This is a genomic window from Streptomyces cahuitamycinicus, from assembly GCF_002891435.1.
Taxonomy (GTDB): Bacteria; Actinomycetota; Actinomycetes; order Streptomycetales; family Streptomycetaceae; genus Streptomyces; species Streptomyces cahuitamycinicus.
In genome coordinates this window covers 1-18,652 of record NZ_POUC01000048.1, presented here as the reverse complement: position 1 = coordinate 18,652, position 18,652 = coordinate 1, and the positions used below count along the sequence as shown (strand labels likewise).

The following is an 18,652-nucleotide window of genomic DNA, read 5'->3' as shown; positions in this document are numbered from 1 at the left end:
CGGGGTGTCGGTCTTCGACTACAAGCCCATCTACGGCGGGGCGTACTACGACCCGGAACCCGCTGGCGGACAGGTGAGCCGCCTGGACCTGTATGAAACGCCTGACCGTAGTGGGCCCGTGATCACCGCGGCGGGCCCGGCCACGCGGCTGCGCCCCGGCGCGTACAGGTTCGAGGTGCCCGAGGTTCCGCCCGGCCGCTACTGGGCCATGGTCACCTTCACCCCGAGCAACGGGGCCCAGCCGGTCAAGGACGCATCCGTGCGCCTGGACCTCCCGATGGGGCTGGGCCTCGTTACGTCCCCGGAAGCCGTCGCCGGCACCCTCGGCGTACCGCTCCCGCTCACCCCCGAGCAGCGCAGCGCACTGGAGACAGCGATCCGCAACGCCCAAGCGGACGTCGTCGGCTACCTGCGCCGCCCCCTGGTCCCACAGGCCACGACCCTGACGGCGGTCACCCCGCGCTTCACTGACGACCTGGACGACCCGGATTCATGGCCGCTGCCCGACCAGGACGACCTGGTGGAGGTCTCCGCGTACCGGCCCCGCGGTGACGGCACGTACGACGTCACCTTCCTGATCGGCGTGAACGGTGCCACGGAGGAAACCGTCGTCCGGTACGTCACCGCCCACGCCGCGGAGTCCGAACGGCAGCGCCCCGGCGGGGTCGGCAGCCAGGGCCGCCGCGTGTCGTCAGTGAGTGCCGAGGGACAGTCCATCTCGTACGAGACGGCCCCCACCGTCGGGCAGGCCGGCTCCGTCCCGACGCTGGATTCCCTGTCCGGTCTGCGTCGTCGTCTGTACCGGCCCCTCAACAACCCGCCCCGAGCGCCTTGGCCGTACTCGTCGGCCCGCTACCGACGCCGCTGATCCACGAAAGGAGCGCCTCCGATGGGCGACGTTTACCAGTCCTACAAGGAACTGGCCAGCGGCCAGATCGAGGGCATCGACTACCAACGGCTCTGGCGCGTCTCCCAGTGCTCCACCCTGCTCCACCTCGCCATTCACGGAGGCGGCATCGAGCAGGGCACCACCGAGCTGGCAGACGCCGCCGCGGCAGACATCCACGGCTTCTACACCCTCGACGGCTTCAAGTCCGGGACAGGAACCAACGCAGTCCTCCACGTTACATCGACGCGGTACGACGAGCCGCAGGCCCTGGCCATGGCGAAGGCCGCCACGCACACCGTCTCTTGGCACGGCGCCTCCGGCACGACCCCGGTCACGTATCTCGGCGGCCTCGACTTCAACCTCCGCGACCAGATCGGCGAGTGCCTGGCCGATGCCGGATTCACCGTGCAGATCGCCGGCGAGGAGATCAACGGCAACGACCCGCTGAACATCTGCAACCGGAGCAGCCGCGGAATGGGTACCCAGCTCGAACTGAGCACCGCACAGCGGGAGGCCTTCTTCCTCAACGGCGACATGAGCCGCCCCAACCGGAAGAACACCACCACCGCGTTCACCTCGTACATCACCGCGGTGAAGGCGGGCATCTCCAAGGCCCTCGTCGCATCCGGGGAGGGCTGACCTTGGCCGTCATCCTCCCGAACGCTGCGCTGACCGTGTACGCGCTCCCGCACCCCTGGGAGCGCGACGCCAACGGCGTGCCCGTCCCCCCGAACCCCAATGTCCGGCCCACACCGCGCGGCACGTGGCCCGGCTCCATCATCGAGCAGCTCGACGGCTCATGGTCGATGCGCCTGGACCCGGGCGCCTGGCCTGTTGAGCCAGGCGACACCATCACGGACGAGACCGGCCGGTCCTGGACGCTGACCAGCGCACGCAACCACGCCGTGCCCGGCTGCTCCGATGCGGACTACGTGCAGGCCACGGCCACCCTCAACCCGCCGGAGGTCCCCTGATGGCGAAATTCACCCCGGCGCCGGGCCTCGAGGAGGCGCTGGCACGGATGGTCGCCCCCCACGTCCACCGCATCGCCCGGCAGGTCCAGTTCGAGGCCCAGCGCCTCGCCCCGCCCACCAAACGATGGGTGACCATGGGCGACGACAGGGTCAGGCCCACCCACGTCAAGGCTCAAGGCCAGGTGGTGCCCGGGAACCTGCGGTTCGCCATCAACTCGATGGACTGGGACCGCCGGCACCGCGGCGTCGGCCCGAAGACGTACATGCTGGAGCCCCGCGACCAGACGTCCCGGGCAGTGGCGAACCTCAAGAACTGCCGATGCGCCACACACACCGACCCGCAGGGGATCTCTCGGCACATCAACACCGGGCAGCCGGTCATCTCCGGCAAGAAGGTCACCGTGACCGTCTCGGTGGCCGCGCCCATGGTCGTGGAGGCTGAGGTTGGCACCGTCTACCCCGGCAACCTCGTAGCTGACGGCGCGTTCTTCATGTCCCGCGCCGCCGGGATCGTCGCGGCCCGCCGCTGAGGACGGGACACAAGCCCTCGCGGTGCGCACAGTGCCCGGCATGACTACTACCACCAAGAAGACCACCGCTGTCACCGCCGAAGCGTCCGCCGAGGCGGTCACGACCACCGTCACCGCCGAAGCGAAGCCCGAGCAGGCCGCCATCGTCGGGCCCGCCCTCGCCACCGGTGCCCAGCCGGAGACCGTCGTCCTGTCGCACCACCTGTGCATCGACGGCGTGGACTACACCCCCGGCGAATCCATCCGCGTCTCACCCGACTACGCCCGCCGCCTGCGCGCCCAGGGCTACGTCGCCCGTTCCTGATGGCTGAGCTGACACTCGCGGACGCCGATCCGGTGTCCGAACTCCTCGCCTGGCTCCAGCAGAGCACCGAGGCCGCCGGCGCTCTCGGCGGCCCCGGCCGCGTCTCCGGTGTCCGCGAAGCGCCGTGGCCGCACCTGCTCGTCACCCACGGGCCCGGCGGAGACCTGCGAGACCTGAACTGGGCCACCAGCCCCGAGGTGACGCTCGAGGTCTACGGAGACCCGGGCGGCTGGCCCGGCAAGGCAGAGCTGCGGCGCATCCTCCTGCGGTGCGCCACAGCGGCGAAGACCCGCGTCGACGCCCCTCACACGCCCGGTCGGCCAGTCATCACCGGCATCCGGCCCTCCGGACTCCTGGTGTGGTCACCGCTGGTCGACGGCCAACCCCGGTGGCTGATGAACCTCCTGGTGACCCTGCACCCGTGAGCGCGCGACACTAACCCGCCGCCCTCTCCAAGGTGGCCGCGCCCTAGCACCGGACACCTTGGAGAACCCCGTCATGGCAGGCGAGACCAACAACAACGAGATCCTCATTCCGGCGATCACTCGGATCTACCTGGGACCCGTCGGCACGACCGCGCCGGCCGACGCGACGGCGGAGATGCCCACTGCTCTGCGCAGCGTCGGCCTCACCACCGAGGACTCCCTCAAGTTCAACTCCGAACCGAACTTCGAACAGGTCAAGTCCGCGCAGTCGAGCTACCCGACCCGCACCTTCCAGACCTCCGATGCGGCGACCATCGAGGTCGACCTGCAGCAGTGGTCCGGTGAGAACTTCCGCGCGGTGTACGGCGGCGGCACCATCACGACCGTCACCGTCACCGGGCCGCCGGCAGCGACGCACTACAAGTTCACCCCGCCCCGCATCGGCTCCCGCACCGAGGTCATGGCCGTCGTCGAGGTCATCGACGGCGGCAAGCACTACCGGTACGTCATTCCCCGCTGCATGCAGATGGAAGGCGTCTCCAAGGACCTCGCGAAGACCAAGGAGTCCGTACTCCCGTTGCGGCTCGCGGTCCAGGGCGGGGACGACCTCGATGCCTGGTACGTCCTGACCGACGACCCCGCGTTCGCCCCCGCGGCGTGACCCCCGCGGCAGCGCGCGACACAAGCCCCACCGGCTTGCCACTGTCCGCGCGCTGCCGCACCACCGCGACTCAGCTACGCAGACACGAGAGGTCACGCACATGTCGTACGTCATCGACCTGGACGCCGAACGCCGCGAGGTTCAGCACCCCGACGGCATCCCGGTCAAGTTCCGCGGGGAACAGTTCATCTTCCCGGCGGAGCTGCCGGCCGCAGCCCTCGACCCGATCCTGTCGGACGAGCTGGACCTGGTCGGCCTCCTCGGCGACGTCATCAACTCCAGCGACGGCGACGCCGGTATCAAGGAGGTCGTCAACGCCCTGTTCCGCCGCCCGTCCCTGCCGCGCAAGTTCCTCGAAGCGATCCGGGCGACCTACGGGATCCTCCTCGAAGGCCAGAACGAGGACTTCCTCGAGCGGAAGCCGTCCGTCCCGGACTACGTCCGCCTCACCACCGGCCTGGCCAGGGTCTACGGGGTGGACCTGGGAAAGCTCTTTCGGTCGGCCGACTCCTCCGAGACCGATGGAGCGACGTCGAGTCCGACCTCTCCCGCTTCCACGGAATCGACGCCCGACGCGTCTGGCTCCGCCCCGGACAACCCGAATTCCTCGGACTCCGACGACTGATCTCCCTCATCGACGGCCTGCCCGACGACTCCCAGGTCCGCTCTGCTCCCCTCGGAGGCTGGCACAACGTCCTGGAGCTGCTCGCGCTGATCGTCGAGGAGATCGGGCTCCTGGCCGCAGACAAGCGGCGTGAGGAGCCCACCACGATTGTTCGCCCGCCGCGTTCCGGATCCGCAACGCCCGGCCGCCCCGGCTCCCAGCCGCGGCCGCCGCAGCCCGCCCCGGATCCACCGGCGCCCCGCATGACCGGCCACAAACAGATGCTCATGGCGGCCATGCAGAGAGGAATGATCCGCAGTGGCTGAGGGCCTGCAGGCCGGTCGGCTCGAAGTGCCGGTCGTCGCCAACCTGGCCGGCTTCGCGGAGAAGCTGCGCACGCAGGTCGAGACGGCCGCCGAAGGCCTCGCCGCCAAGGTGAAGGTCGAGATCGACAGCAAGGGACTCAAGCGACGGCTCAAGACAGTCGTCAAAGAGGCGTCCAAGGGCGTCACCGCGAAGATCCGCGTCGAGATCGACGAGGACCGGTTCCGCGCCTCCCTCGACGGCATCCGGCGCCGCATCGACGACGCGAGCCTCAACGTCCCCGTCACGCCAGACGGCGACGGCGACGGCTCGTCCGGGGGCGGATTCCTCAACCGGTTGCGGGGCCTCATCGGCGGTGCTCAGGGGGAGGCCGACCGGAACCCGGTCAACGTCCCGGTTCGGATGAGCCTCCCAGGCGGCGGTCGCCGCAGCCTGCGGATGCTCGGCATCGGCGCCCTCGTCTCCCTCCTGCAGCCTGCCGTGGCCCTCATCGGCCAGTACGGCGCAGGGCTCACCGCGCTGGTGTCCGCGGCCGCGCCCGCGGTCGGTGTCCTCGGGGCGATACCCGGGCTGATCGCCGCGGCCGGCACCGCGGCGATCGGCACGAAGGTCGCTTTCAAGGGCTTCGGCGAAGCGCTCAAGGAGTCGAACAAGGCGCAGCAGATGCTCGCCCGGGACGGCAAGGTCACCGAGGCGCAGCAGAAGAAGCTCGACGAGGCGATGGGGAAGCTGTCCGCCTCGGCGCGTAAGTCGGTCTCCGCGGTCGGCTCGCTGCAAGCGGCATGGGGCAAGGTCCGCATGTCCGTCAGCGAGCGGTTTTTCAGCAAGGTCGCCGACGACATCAAGCCGCTCGCGAAGTCGGTGTTCCCGCTCCTCGAGGACTCGCTGGGCGACTCCGCCTCCCAGATGGGTTCCCTCGCGGAGCGCGGCGCCAAGTTCATGAACACGGGGATCTTCCGTAAGGACTTCAAGACGATCGCGGGCACGAACTCCCGCGTCGTCGGCAACATCACTGACGGCCTGGCCAACATGGGCCGCGCCACCATGGACTTCCTCGTCGCCTCCGGCCCGTTCGTCGAGCGAGTCGGGCAGGCCGGGGAACGCGCCACCCAGTGGATGCGGGCCTCCGTCAAGGCAGGCCGGGAGACCGGCAGCCTCGCGAAGTTCCTCGACCACGCCGGGAACAAGGCCGCGCAGCTCGGCCGCAGCAGCGTGAGCCTCATCAAGGGCCTCGGTGGTGTCGGCCGCGCTGGCATGGAGGCTGGCAACGCGCTCCTCGACGGGTTCGAGGGCAGCATGAAGCGGTTCGAGCGCTGGGCGAACTCGCGCCGCGGCCAGAAGGTGATGAAGCAGTTCTTCAGCGACGCCGCACCCGCCTTCCACGAGGTGAACCTCCTCTTCGGGGACCTCATGCGCGGGCTCGGACGGTCCATGAGGGACGGCGGAATAACCGACCTGGTCCGGCAGATCCGAACCGAGCTGATGCCCGCCCTGGGGACGTTCTTCAGTGCCCTCGGCGAAGACATCGGCCCAGCGGTCATCTCGGTTATCTCGAACATCGCCACAGCGATCGGGAACGTCTCCGCGGCCGGAACCGGCCTCGGCGTGCTGCTCATGGCCTTCTCCGGCCTCCTGCAGGTCTTCAACACGATCATGACCGTGGTCCCGGGAGCGAGCACCGTCCTGGCCACCTTCCTGGGCGTCATGCTCGCCCTCAAGGTGGTCAGTGGTGTCGCCGGCATGCTCCGCAACTTCGGGGCCTCCGTCACCGCCGCGGGCACTTCCGTGAGCACGCTCGGCACGACCATGCGCGGAACCATGGCCCCGAGTGTGATGGGCCCGCAGATCAGCATGTGGCAGCGCATGGGGCTCGCCTACCAGGGCGCAGCGGCTCAAGGAGGCCGCCTGACCGGCGCCCTGCGCGGTATCGGCGCAGCGAACCGTGTCGCCACCCGGGCCATCGGCGGCATGACGGCCGCGCTCGGCGGACCGCTGGGGCTCGCCATCACCGGCATCACGATCGGGCTCGGCCTGCTCGCCTCCAAGCAGGCGGAGAGCGCGCGCGCCGCCGAAGCCCACAAGGAGCGCATCCAGTCCCTGGCGCAGGCCCTCGCCGACTCCAACGGCGTTGTCGACGCGAACGTCCGCGCGCACGCCGTGCAGCTCCTGCAGGACACCCAACTCGCCGACGGCAAGGCCAAGCTCGTCGACGTCATGCGGAACGCGGACGTCAGCCTCAAGACGCTGACCGACGCCTACCTGGAGCAGGGCGGCAGCGTCGACGGTCTACAGAAGAAGCTCATGGCCCTGGCGGACGCGAACCGCGAGTACAAGGACATCGCCGGCGGCAAGGCGTCCGTCCTCGACTACACGGAGCAGGGCGAGAAGTACAAGGCGGCGGCCGACGCCCTCGGCTCCGTCAATGGCGAGCTCAAGGACAGCCTGCGCAACAACAAGGAAGCCGCGGACGCCATGAACACCTCTGGCGCCACCGGCACCGACGCCTACTCCCGCCTGCAGTCCGCCGTGGACGCGTACAGCGACAAGACCAAGACCGCGGATGAGCGGACCGACGCCTTGAAGCGGGCACTGGACGCCCTCAACGGCAACACCCAGAGCTTCCACGACGCGCAGGCCCGGCTCAACGCCGTGATGCTCCAGGTCGACGACACGATGGCATCGAACATCGAGAAGGCCGACGGCTGGGGCAAGGCCCTCGTCGGCAACGACAACCTGGTCGACACCTCCACGAAGAACGGACAGATGCTCAACACGCAGCTCACCGAGCTACGTGACGGCATGCTGGCCGTGACGACCCGCGCGACGGAGGCCGCCGAACAGGGCCTCATGCCCATGTCCGAGGCCATGAGCAAGAGCCAGAGCGCCATGGAGAACGCTCGGACAAAGGCGCTCCAGCTCGCCGCGGACCTGAACATCCCCAAAGACCAGGCCAAGGCGCTGGTCGATCAGATGGGCTTCGTCCCGGACACCATCACCACACTGGTCACCGCGAAGGGCATCCCCGAGGCGACGGCCGAACTCCTGGCCCTGCGCGGGAAGCTGGAGAGCATCAAGCCGGGCAAGGCCATCCAGATCACGGCCCCCACGCTCGGCGCCCGCAACCAGCTCGAGGCCCTCGGCTTCACGGTGCAGCGGATCCCGGGCAGCAAGAAGGTGTCAGTCACCGCTCCCACCGGCGGCGCCCGCGTCAACATCGCCGCCCTGGCCGATGACATCGCCAACGCGCCGGACAAGAAGAAAGTCACCGTCCAGGCGATCATCAAGCAGGCCGCCGGCGACCTCAAGAACGTGCAGCAGAAGGTCGCAGGCCTGCCCAAGGGCAAGTCCATCGACGTCAAGGCACCGACGAAGACCGCCCAGCAGGCGCTGAAAGACCTCGGTTACAAGATCCAGAACGTGGACGGCAAGGGCGGCAAGAAGGTGCGCATCACCGCGCCGAACGCCACACCGCTCGCGCAGGTCCAGCGGATCCAGGACAAGATCAACGGCCTCACCGGCCGAACCATCCACGTCACCGTCCAGTACAGCGAGTCAGGCAAGCCGTCCGTCGTCAGGACGCACGCGGACGGCAGCATCGTCCACTACGCCAACGGCGGCATCCGCGCGGCCGCCAGCCGGGTCAAGGCGTTCGCGGCCGGCTCTGAGCGGCACATCGCACAGATCGGAAAGCCGGGCGAGATACGCGTGTGGAACGAGCCGGAGACGAAGGGCGAGGCGTACATCCCCCTAGCGCCCGGCAAGCGCAAGCGCAGCGAGGCGATCCTCAACCGTGTCGCGGAGATGTTCGGCGGGCGCGTCGTCTACTTCGCCAACGGCGCGCTGCGCCAGTACGCCCAAGGTGCCGTGCGAACGCGCGCCACCACCGCCCGACAGCGCGCGGCCGCCACCCAAGCGGCGGGGACCCTCGTCGGCGGCGACCTCAACCTCAACATCGGTGCCGTAGCGAACACCGGCACCGCGCTGGAAGACGCGATGTTCGAGCTGCGCCGGATCAGCCTGGGAGGCAACTTTGAGTGAGCGGCGTGACGGCGACTGGCACCTTGGCTACTCGCCCTACGACAACTACCCCGGCGCGGCGCTCGATTTCGGCCGTGAGTCCACAGGCATCTACTGCCTCAGCGAACCCGACATCACGTTCTCCGACATGGACCTTGCCGACGCCGACTTGCCCGGCGAGGACGGCATCCGCATGGGCCGCGACTACCAGCGGAACATGACCGTCACGTTCGAGCTCGGCGTCGACGGCGTGGACGGGCCGATCGACCTGCACGCGCCCATGCGCCCATGGTCGCGCGGTTCCCGGGTCGGCGACTGGAACCCGGTCGAGGCCGTGATGGCGGCCCACCAGAAGAGGGACCAGGGGCCGTATCAGTGGGCGTCCGATGGGCTGGACATGCTGCGGCAGGTGTGGCGGGCCGACTCCATCCGCGGCAAGGCCGGCCGGGTCTCCTGGCTGCTGCACACCACCGCGGGCCGCACCCGGCAGTTGTACGGGCGGCCGCGGAAGTTCGCCGTCGCCCACTCCCGCCTCACGAAACAGGGCTACACCCCCGTCGTGTGCGAGTTCGTCGCCGTCGACGACCGGTTCTACGACCAGACGGAAAAGAGCATCGAGTTGTACGACCGGCAGTTCATGACGCTGCCGCCCCGCCCCGGCCGCTGGATGCCCGGTATCGGGTGGCAGTCGAAGAAGTCCGCCGGGATTCAGCAGCTCGGCAAGATGAACACGTACCCGTACATCGAGATCCACGGGCCGTGCAAGAACCCGAAGCTCACGCTGGGCAACCTGTGGGCGGTGCAGTTGTCCATGACGATCGCTAACGGCGAGCACGTCACGATCGACGCCCGCCCGTGGGTTCGTACGGTCACCCACTACAAGGGCTCGACGACGAAGTCCGTGGCGGACAAGCTCACGCGGTCGAGTCCGCGGCTGTCGAAGATGTTTCTCCCGCCCGGGTACTGGACCGCCTCAATGTCCTACACGAACACGGCAGTCAACTCGTTCGAGGGGCCGCGGGTGCGGATGGCCTGGCGCGACGCCTACGCCTGGTGGTGAGCGGGCGACAGTAGGCGCGGCGGCCGCCCACTCTCTCCTTTCCCGTACGGAGAAGGAGAACGGTTCATGGGCTGGGATGGCATTCCGTGGTTCGTCGAGGGCACGGCAGCGTCCGAGGAGACGCTGCGCCTGGTCGTGGAGGCCGCCGCGTGCGGCGGGGAGGGCATCGTCGGTCCGGCCGACCTCCTGGTGACCGCGCTGGACGCCCCGGCCAACGCGGTCCAGGTCGCGCCGGGAGCGATGGTCGCGAAGCGGCGGGCGTCCACGGGCGGCGGGAATCAGTCGTACGCGGCCCGGATGTCCACCATTGAGCAGGTGGACATCGAGCCGACCAACGCTGACGGCCCCCGGTCGGACCTGATCATCGCCCGGGTTGAAGACCCCTACGGCGGGGAGACGTGGCCGGCCCCAGAGGACCCGGCCGTCGGTCCGTACGTCTTTACCAGGGTCATCCCCGACGTGCCGCCGGGCACCACGAGCATCCTCGACGTCGACCCGGACTCCACCGCGATCACCCTGGCCCGGGTCGACGTGCCCATGCAGACGAGTGTCATCACCGGCGGCATGGTCACGGACCTGCGGCAGATGGCGCGGCCGCGCACCCACACGTCGCGCCGCTACCTGCCCGGCGCCTGGTCGACACCGGATGACGTCGGCCCCATCACCGACGTGTGGGAGATCTTCCCTCTCGGCGCGACGTGGACGGAGAAGGTCCCGGAGTGGGCGACGCACGCGGCTGTGCACGTCCTCATCACGGGACTGCTGCACCCGGATGCCACGGAGGCCCGCGGGCAGCTCCGTGTGTCCTTCGGCGAGCAGCAGGGGGCCGGCATGCCGTACGGCATCACGCAGTCGGGGCGGATCGCCGTCCAGGCCGGGCACAGGTTCCTTCTCGACCCGGCCGACCGCGGGCAGATGCGGGACATCGACGTGGAGGGCATCGGTACCGTCGAGGTCGCCGGCGTGCTGCAAGCGGACTCCAGCACGGTCCTGTCGCTCGAGGTGACCTATTCGCAGGAGCCGGTGAGGGCGTGATGAGTAGCGGGTGGCGCTACATCGCGATGCGGACGGTGTCGGGTGACTTCCTGGACTGGGACGTGCCGTTTGTGGCCGACTCCCCGCCCAGACGGGAGCTGAACGGCCCCGGAATGATGCAGGGGAAGATCACGCCGGAGTACATGCGGCTCATGGCGAAGCCTGACGGCCTGCCGATCATCTCGGAGTGGGCCACCAGCCTGTTCGCCGAGTTCGAGGGCCGCATTCGGTGGGGGGGCCTGGTCACCAGCGTCGCGTTCGAGGGTCAGGCCATGAAGGTGACGTGTGCCGGTTACACGGCCTATCCCAACGGGATGCCCTACCTCGGGTCAGTGATCCGCTCCGGCGCGAAGATCAAGCAAAAGTGGGCGTACGACGGCAAAGACAAGAACCACGACGGCTACATCGACCACACCAGCCCGAAGCGGAAGATGCCGAAGCGGCCGAAGGACAAGATCAGCGGCCGGTGGGACTCGTACGACGTCGTCCGGCACATCTGGGCCCACCTGCAGGACTACAAGATGGGCAAGCTCAGCGTCACCCTCGACCGGCACGACTCCGGGCACAAGCTCGGCGCAGCCAACGGGGAAGACCCCTGGGAGCTGCTGTGGTGGGACAACCCCGATTGCGGCCAGGTGATCACCAGCGTGATGGACCTGGCCAAAGGCGACTACCTCGAGCGGCACTACTGGGACGGCAGCAAGGAGAAGATCCTTCACCACATCGACCTGGGCACTCGACGGCTCGGCAAGGCGCGCAGCGACCTGCGGTTCGCGCAGGGGGAAAACGTCATCGAGATCGCGACCCCGAACTACCAGGGCGAGTACTTCGCGAACAACGTCTACGTCCTGGGCAAGGGCAGCGGTCAGAAGACCGCCCGCGTGCGCGTCGTCGTCGACGACAAGCGGCTGCGCCGCGCAAAGATCATCACGCGGAAGTCGACCGCGAATGCCCGGACGCTCACCGAGTACGGCAAGAAGGAACGCGCCAAGCACGCGGAACAGCTCACAATCCCGTCCGTCGCGATCCGCCACCACCCCAACGCGCCGCTCGGCTCGTGGGCCCTTGGCGACAGGATCCTGCTCCAGGTCGACGTGCCGTGGGTGGGTGAACTCGCCATCTGGCACCGCGTCGTCTCCGAGGAGATCGACCCGGCCGCCGGCACCGCCGTCCTGAACCTGACCCGCTCCGACTTCTACGGATGATCAGGGCGCGACACTAACCGCTCCTCTCTTCCACTCTCCCGCCTGCCCCGGACAGTCCGGCGGCCGCGGGACGCAGCGGAAGGGAGGGCGGGTGTCGTCCTTCAACCTGGACGAGCGGGAGAAGGCCAAGCAGTTCGCGGCCTTCTTCAAGCAGTTCGAGGACCGGCTGGCAGCGCTGGAGCGTGCCAATCAGCTCAATCACGCCTCCATCGAGGGCGGCAGCCTCGACATCTACGACGAGGAAGGCACCTTCAAGGGCTCCGTCGGCGTGCAGCCCGACGGCGGCGTCGCCCTGGTCCCCGATCCGGTCAGCACCGAGCCACCCCCGACCCCGACGGCCCCCATCGTTCAGCCTGCTCTCGCCGGCCTGCTCATCGCGTGGGACGGCGGATGGGGCGATGCCTCCCAACCGCCCAGTGACTTCGCCCTCGTACAGGTCCACGTCGGCACGACGGAGGCCTTCACCCCGGACGTGACCACACAGGTGGCCACGATCACGGCGCCGCTCGGCGGTTCGGTCACCGTGCACATCGAGGGCTACGACCCCGCGTGGGTGTGCCTGGTCGCGGCGAACACTGCGGTACTCACCGGTGATCCCTCGCCCAAGGTGCAGGGCCAGGCCCGGCAAGCCGTCTCCGAAGACGTCGTCGACGGCATGGTCACCGAGGTCAAGCTCGCCGAAAGTGCCGTGACCGCGGCGAAGATCGCCCTCGGAGCCGTAGGGACAACCGCACTCGCTGACGGCGCGGTCCTCGAGGACAAGCTGGCCAAGGCCGCGGTGACCCTCGGCAAGATCGCCGAGGGCGCGGTCACGCTCAACGCCTTGGGCGGCGCACTCAGCGACAGCGCAGCGCAGCGCTACGTCGATGCGATGGGCGACCCTGCCGCCTGGACCGTCACCGACAAGGGCACCGGGGCCGCCTGGGACCACCTGAGCGGCATCACGGACGCACCCACCGGCCAAACCGTGGGCCAGGCCGCCGGATACAACCGTCTGCTGGGAACCACGGTCATTCCGTACGAGCCGGGGGTGTTGTACCGGCTGAGCGCCCGGGTGCGGCTCATCGGCCCAGCAGGCGGCACAGATTCGTTCTATGTCGGCGTGGCCGGCATCGGTGCCGACGGTCAGACGCTGGTCAACCGCAACGGCATTGCAGGGAGCCCGAGCAGCCACTACTACGTCGCCGCGTCGGGCAAGGCCATCACCACGGCCGACGGCTGGGTCCAGGTCATCGGCTTCCTCAACGGCCGGGCCGAGGCAGGCGCGGCGGGCTCAGCGGGCCCGAACAACGACCCGCGAGCGGCCGGGCTCGTCCACGCCGATGTGCGCTTCATCGCGCCGTACGTGTGGCTCTGCTACAGCGGGGCCGGCGTGACGTCGACGAGCGTCATGCAGGTCGACTGCGTCACGCTCGAGGCTCTCAAGACCGGCGTTGTCGACTCCGTCAACCTCGTCGCCGGATCGGTCACGACGGCCGCCCTGGCGGCCGACTCGGTCACGGCCGGGAAGGTCGCCGCCGACGCCATCTCCGCCCGGGAACTCAAGGCCGGGTCGGTCACCGCGTCGGAGCTGTCCGCCGGGTCTGTGACCACGCCGGCCATCGCTGCGGGCACGATCACCGCGGACAAGTTGACCATCGTCGGCAGCCCGAACGTCCTGCCGGACCCCTCCTTTGAGGGCGCGGGCGGCGCGGCCATCGCCGCCCGGTACACGTACACCGTCCAGGACCTGGCATTCGGCAACGGCTCGCCCGCCAGCTTGAAGATCGACGCCGCCTCGGCAACTGCCGTGACCCGGGCGGCGGAACTCACCTTGCTGCCGGTCCTGCCCGGCGACCAGGTCTACGTCGCCACCGACTACTACCCGTCGGCAACCTGGGTCGGCACCGAGATCAACGCGCATGTGCGGTGGGAGAAGGCCGACGGCACCGTCCTGAGCTACAGCAAGCTGGCCAACACCGCCCCCGCCAAGGGCGCATGGGCGCGCTTCGCGGGAACGGTCACCGCCCCGGCGGATGCCGTGCAGGGCCGCGTGCGTGTCGAGTCGCTGGGCGGTACGGCCGGCGCCGTGTGGTTCGACAACGCCGCGGTGCGCCCGGTCGTCCCCGGGGTGCAAATCGCAGACGGAGCGATCACCGCGCCGAAGATCCTGGCCGGGGCGATCACGACGGACAAGCTGGCCGCGTTGTCGATCACCGCCGAGAAGATCGCGGCGCTCGCCATCACGACGGACAAGCTGGCCGCCTTGTCGATCACGGCGGACAAGCTCGCTGTGAACTCCGTGACGGCAACGAACATCGCTGCCGGCGCAATCGAGGCCACGCACATCAAGGCCGGGGCAATCACGACGTCGGCCTTGGCCGCCGACGCCATCACTGGAAAGACCATCACCGGCGGTGCGATCAACGGCGCCACGGTGACAGGTGGCGTACTTCGCACGGCCGCCAGCGGGCAGCGCGTCGTCATCGAGCCCGGCGGCTCCAACGAGGTCGGCAGCGTCAAGTTCTACTCCGGCAGCGCTACCGAAGGTGCTCCCGGGCAGGTCGTCACCAACATTGCCTTGTGGTCGGACGCCTCCGGCTCCTGGGAAGTCCCGAGTGTCTCGCTGCTTGGCCCGCAGGCCAGTGGCTCCGAACAGCGCACGGGCCTATATCTGGCGCCCCGCGTGCCGGGCAAGATGGGTGCCGGTTTCAACCTGTACGCGAATGAGGCGAGCGGGGTGGGCGTCGCCCAGATCAACGCCTACGCCGCCGAGAGTTCAGCCGTCGGCTCGTCTCTTGAGCTGTCCGTGCGGGACGCTCCACCGGGCTCGGCCGCGGCGTCGGTCAGGCTCACATCGTCCGGTCTCACGGTGACTGGCGTCCTCAAGGCTGACTCGATGGCCACGGGCCGCGTCAGTATCACCCCCTCCGCGGCCAACACCCCGACACCGGTGTCGGTCACGGGACTGAACCTGCAGGGCAGCAACTTCCGTGTCGTGGCCACGCCCAGCACCTCCGTTCCCGGCACGGCGGTGACCGGTGTGGGCGTCACCAACGCCTCGGCGACTGGCTTCACGATCTGGCTGACCCGCACCAACACGACGACGACCAGCGTGGACTGGATCGTGGTTGCCAGCTAGCAGCGGGCCCTGAAGCGTCACCCCGCTTACCCCCCTACTGATCGGAGAGCACTCATGACCACCACGGACGAAGAAGTGCCGCCGGAGCCCGTGCTGTGCTCCGCCATCTGCGAGACCACCGATCCCGAGGAATGCCCGAACCTGGGCCAGCCCTTCGAGGTGCCCGCGTACGAGCAGGGGGCCGGCAGCCTCTCGGCCGTCGTCTGCGGCGTCTGCGGCCAGATCATCACCAAGGTCACCCGCCTCGTGCAGGACGGCGAGACGTAAGCCGGTCTCGACCTCCACAGTGCGGGGCGCGGGGAGCCGTGGACCTTCCAGTCCCGGCTCCCGCGCACCCCAACTGACGACCGATGACCGAGGAGGCGCCCCCGTGGAGTGGCTCACCTCTCTGGCGCCTGTCCTCAGCCCCATCTTCGGCATGGCAGGTGTGCTGGGCGGGGCGTGGCTGGTGTACCGGGGAAACAGGCGCAAGATCGAAACCGACGCGCAGGCAGCGGAGGCCAGCACGTTCGTAGCGTCCGTGCAGACGGTGACCGAGGGCTTCACGAAGCTCTTGGAGCAGCAGCGCGCAACGAACGCCCAGACCCTCGAGCGGGTGACCACGCTGGAGAACCGTGTCGAGCGCCTGGAGGAGGAACAGCGGCAGTGGCGACGCTGGAAGGCGGCCGCGGTCGAGTACATCCAGCAGCTGCGCGCGATGCTCGCCAAGCTCTACACCGGCCCGCCACCCTCCCCGCCTCGGGAGATCGCCGAGGACCTGGTCGACGGGCCCGGCACCTGAGCCAGGCCGCGACGCAAGCACCAGGCTCGACGCAGAGTCCGCCCGACACGCAACCTCGCATGAAGGGCAGGACCCCATGACCACGCTCGAATCCCTGTCGACCGGCGCCCAGGTGGGCGCCGTGCTCCCGCTGCTCACCGCGGTGGTGCAGAAGCCCGCCTGGTCGGCCAGGGCCAAGAAGACCGTGGCGGTAGTCGCTGCGCTTGTCGTCGGCGTCTTCGCCGTGGCCGCGGATGGCGGTTGGGACCAGTTCCAGCACGGCCACCTGACGGCCGCGACTCTCCTCGGCGTCCTCGTGGCCTCTCAGACGAGTTACGACCTCGTCTGGAAGCCCAGCAAGCTCGCCCCCTGGATCGAGGCTCTGACGACCAAGAGGACGTCCCAGCAGGCCGAATAAGGGCGATGGCGCCCGCCCGGCCTCCGGCCGGCGGGTACCATCAGCATTCGAGGTGGCTGTATCGCTGCCGCGACAAGCGTTGAGATTGCCGTCAGGCGTCGAGCAAAAGGCACTGCGGTGTTCCTTCGTTCGGGACGCGCCTGACACGAGGCATCGAGACCACCGGGTGCGTGTAGAGCACTCGGGGCCGGGGAGCGGTTGCTCCTGCGATGAACCCGGCACACGCCGTCGCTGGCTCGGTACGGCCACCTCTCGCTGTGCAAGAACGCGCACCTTCGGCCCGAGAGCAGCGGGCCCAACCCGAACCGGAGGAACACACGGCATGGCCGAAGCCGACGAGACCGCAGCGGAGATCCAACGCCTGTCGAATATGGGCCTCGAGGCGTTCATGCAAGCAGTCGTCGACTACGGCTTGGGGGCAACCGACCCGCGGGCGTCGCGCGAGGTGCAAGCCGCGGCGCTGATCTCGCCGGCGCTGGCCCCGCGGACACTCGATGCGCTGGAACTCGCCATCAAGCGGGCACGTAGCTTCATGCCGCGCCGGGAGGGCGAGACCAAGCGCGAGCAGGCCGCGCGCATCGCCCCGTTCCGGGCAGCTCTACAAGAGGCGATGGGCCCGTACCAGGACGTCGTCGAGGACCTGGCCCACGAGGAGGCCAAGCGGCTCGCAGCTCTCGACGGCGACACCTTCGCCCGGCGGTGGACGGCGTTCGTTCTCGACGCGCCGGTCACCGGGCCGGTGCCTCGACGCGTCCAAGCCCTCGCCTTCCGCTCACCGAGAGTAGCGGCCAGGGCGGACGCGGTATGCCGCCTGATGCAGGAGGCCCCGGGCCGCTTCCTGCCGACCGTGGCCGACGAGAGCCGCAAGGCTCACGATGCCCGGGTCAGGAAGTTCCGCGACTCGGTCACCTCCGAGCAGCGCTTCCTGCGGTACGCCATCCAGTACGCCGACGCACGGCTTGGCCTCATGCCGGCCGAGCCGAACGTCCGGCTGCGCGCGCTGCGCCGCCTCGGCGACAGGCACCCCGAGGAGCTGTCCAAGATCCTGCACGAGGTGCGTGAGGAGCTGCGGGAAGGGAAGCGGGACGCGCGCCGGGACGCGCGCGCGGTCCGCCGCGCGGCGAAGCAGGGCGCGCCGTAGAGGCGCGCGGCAACGGACCGAATCACTGGACAGGGCGCGCCTGCGGGCGCGCCCTTCGTCGTACCCAGCGCGCCCCGACCGCGCGGGAAGGCGCGCTCCGGTGGCGCGCTCGAGGGAACCAGCGCGCGCGCTCGACCTGGTGTCCGCGCCGCGCGGCGCGCCCGTTCCGTGTAGTCGATGGCGCGCGCTCGACGGCCGCGCCGAGCCGTTCGCGCGCTCACCACCGGTCCCCGATCCGCCGCGCGAGTAGGCGCGCGCCTGTCCCTTTGAATGGGGCGCGCCCTCACGAATAGGCAGGTCAATGGGCGCGCGCCTTCTCTGGGCGGCGGCGCGCCTCCGGCCTCGCGCCATGCCGCGCGGCACCGCGGCGCGGCGCGCCCTCACCTCGTTCGGTGCGGCGCGCAGCGCGGTGGACCAGGCGCGCCGCGCGCCGTCATCGGGCGCGCGCCTCCGGTCGGGGCGCGCCATCGTGCACGGTCGAGGGCGCGCCAAGATCACCGCGCGGCGCGGCTGAGCGGGGCGCGCCATGGGCGAACAGGCGCGCGATCGAGGGCGCGCGGCGCGCGGCGCGGGCGCGCCCCGGACAGCGATCAGGGGCGCGCCGGCCACCGGCCCGGGGCGCGCCTGCAGGAGAGCTGGATGGCGCGCGGCGCGCGTGTGAGGTGAGGTGAGGTGACGAGAGCGGGGGCTACGGAACGAGGCGGTGAGCGCGCCGGAGGGCTCCGGCGCGCGCGTCACGTCACGTCACCTCACTGCCCGGAGGGTGCGCGGTCGAGGTACTGGGCGAACTTCTGCTTGATGCCGAGATCCGGCATCGGCGCCCTGCGATAGATGTCGGCGAGCGCGGGCTCGTCAGCCTCCTCCAGGAGGGCGATCACCTCGGCGCGGTGCTTCTGGATGTAGTCCCGCAGCTCCCCCAACCCGGGGTCTCCGTCCTCGGAGATCGGCCCAAGATGCTCACCCACCGTCACGACCCTTCCAGCCGCTACGGACTTCACCCGGGCCTGAACCTCGGCCTCGTCGAGCAGCCCCTGGCGCGCGATCTCCATCGGGTCGTTTGCCTTCCTCCGGGACTGCGCGGGCTTCGCCGTCCTCTGGGGCGGGAGGTCTTGCGGCTCCTCGGCCGCGCTGGTGTCCTCCGGGGACTCCGCGGGCGGGGGCTCATAGGCCTCGGGGTCCGGCGG

18 protein-coding genes are annotated in these 18,652 nt (G+C 69.6%); 17 read left to right on the top strand and 1 reads right to left on the bottom strand.

Going from position 1 to position 18,652, the window contains the following annotated elements:
- The first annotated feature begins 4 nt into the window (after positions 1–4).
- The 17 genes from C1J00_RS09500 to C1J00_RS09420 all read left to right on the top strand — a co-directional run bounded on the left by C1J00_RS09500 (position 5) and on the right by C1J00_RS09420 (position 17,468).
- On the top strand, positions 5–868 hold the full coding sequence (locus C1J00_RS09500) for a hypothetical protein (protein WP_102908593.1): 864 nt from the start codon (positions 5–7) through the stop codon (positions 866–868).
- A 21-nt stretch (positions 869–889) separates the two neighbouring features.
- Positions 890–1,528 (top strand): poly-gamma-glutamate hydrolase family protein, encoded by a 639-nt coding sequence (locus C1J00_RS09495; RefSeq protein ID WP_102908592.1) that lies wholly within the window; start codon positions 890–892, stop codon positions 1,526–1,528.
- Between the two features lie 2 nt (positions 1,529–1,530).
- On the top strand, positions 1,531–1,863 hold the full coding sequence (locus tag C1J00_RS09490) for a hypothetical protein (RefSeq protein WP_102908591.1): 333 nt from the start codon (positions 1,531–1,533) through the stop codon (positions 1,861–1,863).
- Positions 1,863–2,393, top strand: a complete 531-nt coding sequence (locus C1J00_RS09485) for a structural protein (RefSeq protein WP_102908590.1) — start codon at positions 1,863–1,865, stop codon at positions 2,391–2,393. Before C1J00_RS09490 ends, C1J00_RS09485 begins: the two co-directional genes overlap by 1 nt.
- A 40-nt stretch (positions 2,394–2,433) precedes the next feature.
- A complete protein-coding gene (locus tag C1J00_RS09480; RefSeq protein ID WP_146046163.1) occupies positions 2,434–2,697 on the top strand; it encodes a DUF7210 family protein in 264 nt (87 codons plus the stop codon).
- Positions 2,697–3,122 carry a hypothetical protein gene (locus tag C1J00_RS09475; protein WP_102908588.1) on the top strand — a complete coding sequence of 142 codons (426 nt, stop codon included), beginning with the start codon at positions 2,697–2,699 and terminating at the stop codon, positions 3,120–3,122. The genes C1J00_RS09480 and C1J00_RS09475 overlap by 1 nt, the downstream gene beginning before the upstream one ends.
- A 73-nt stretch (positions 3,123–3,195) precedes the next feature.
- On the top strand, positions 3,196–3,783 hold the full coding sequence (locus tag C1J00_RS09470; protein ID WP_102908587.1) for a phage tail tube protein: 588 nt from the start codon (positions 3,196–3,198) through the stop codon (positions 3,781–3,783).
- A gap of 100 nt (positions 3,784–3,883) precedes the next feature.
- Positions 3,884–4,408: a hypothetical protein gene (locus tag C1J00_RS09465; protein ID WP_102908586.1), complete on the top strand. Its 525-nt coding sequence runs from the start codon at positions 3,884–3,886 to the stop codon at positions 4,406–4,408.
- Between the two features lie 297 nt (positions 4,409–4,705).
- A complete protein-coding gene (locus tag C1J00_RS09460; RefSeq protein ID WP_102908585.1) occupies positions 4,706–8,749 on the top strand; it encodes a hypothetical protein in 4,044 nt (1,347 codons plus the stop codon).
- Positions 8,742–9,788 carry a hypothetical protein gene (locus C1J00_RS09455; protein WP_102908584.1) on the top strand — a complete coding sequence of 349 codons (1,047 nt, stop codon included), beginning with the start codon at positions 8,742–8,744 and terminating at the stop codon, positions 9,786–9,788. Before C1J00_RS09460 ends, C1J00_RS09455 begins: the two co-directional genes overlap by 8 nt.
- Positions 9,789–9,854: 66 nt before the next feature.
- Positions 9,855–10,823 carry a hypothetical protein gene (locus C1J00_RS09450; RefSeq protein WP_102908583.1) on the top strand — a complete coding sequence of 323 codons (969 nt, stop codon included), beginning with the start codon at positions 9,855–9,857 and terminating at the stop codon, positions 10,821–10,823.
- Complete coding sequence (locus C1J00_RS09445) at positions 10,820–12,028, top strand: hypothetical protein (RefSeq protein ID WP_146046162.1); 1,209 nt, start codon at positions 10,820–10,822, stop codon at positions 12,026–12,028. The genes C1J00_RS09450 and C1J00_RS09445 overlap by 4 nt, the downstream gene beginning before the upstream one ends.
- Positions 12,029–12,119: 91 nt before the next feature.
- Entirely contained in the window at positions 12,120–15,149 is a 3,030-nt protein-coding gene (locus tag C1J00_RS09440) for a hypothetical protein (RefSeq protein WP_102908581.1), read from the top strand.
- 54 nt (positions 15,150–15,203) lie between these two features.
- Positions 15,204–15,416 (top strand): hypothetical protein, encoded by a 213-nt coding sequence (locus tag C1J00_RS09435; protein ID WP_102908580.1) that lies wholly within the window; start codon positions 15,204–15,206, stop codon positions 15,414–15,416.
- A 103-nt stretch (positions 15,417–15,519) separates the two neighbouring features.
- Positions 15,520–15,930, top strand: a complete 411-nt coding sequence (locus tag C1J00_RS09430) for a hypothetical protein (protein WP_102908579.1) — start codon at positions 15,520–15,522, stop codon at positions 15,928–15,930.
- Positions 15,931–16,006: 76 nt separating this feature from the next.
- Positions 16,007–16,327, top strand: coding sequence for a hypothetical protein (locus C1J00_RS09425; protein ID WP_102908578.1), 321 nt, complete (start codon positions 16,007–16,009; stop codon positions 16,325–16,327).
- Between the two features lie 322 nt (positions 16,328–16,649).
- Positions 16,650–17,468: a hypothetical protein gene (locus C1J00_RS09420; RefSeq protein ID WP_102908577.1), complete on the top strand. Its 819-nt coding sequence runs from the start codon at positions 16,650–16,652 to the stop codon at positions 17,466–17,468.
- 749 nt (positions 17,469–18,217) lie between these two features.
- Here the strand turns inward: C1J00_RS09420 and C1J00_RS09410 are convergent.
- On the bottom strand, positions 18,218–18,652 hold a 435-nt coding region (locus C1J00_RS09410), incomplete at its 5' end, for a hypothetical protein (RefSeq protein WP_219728334.1).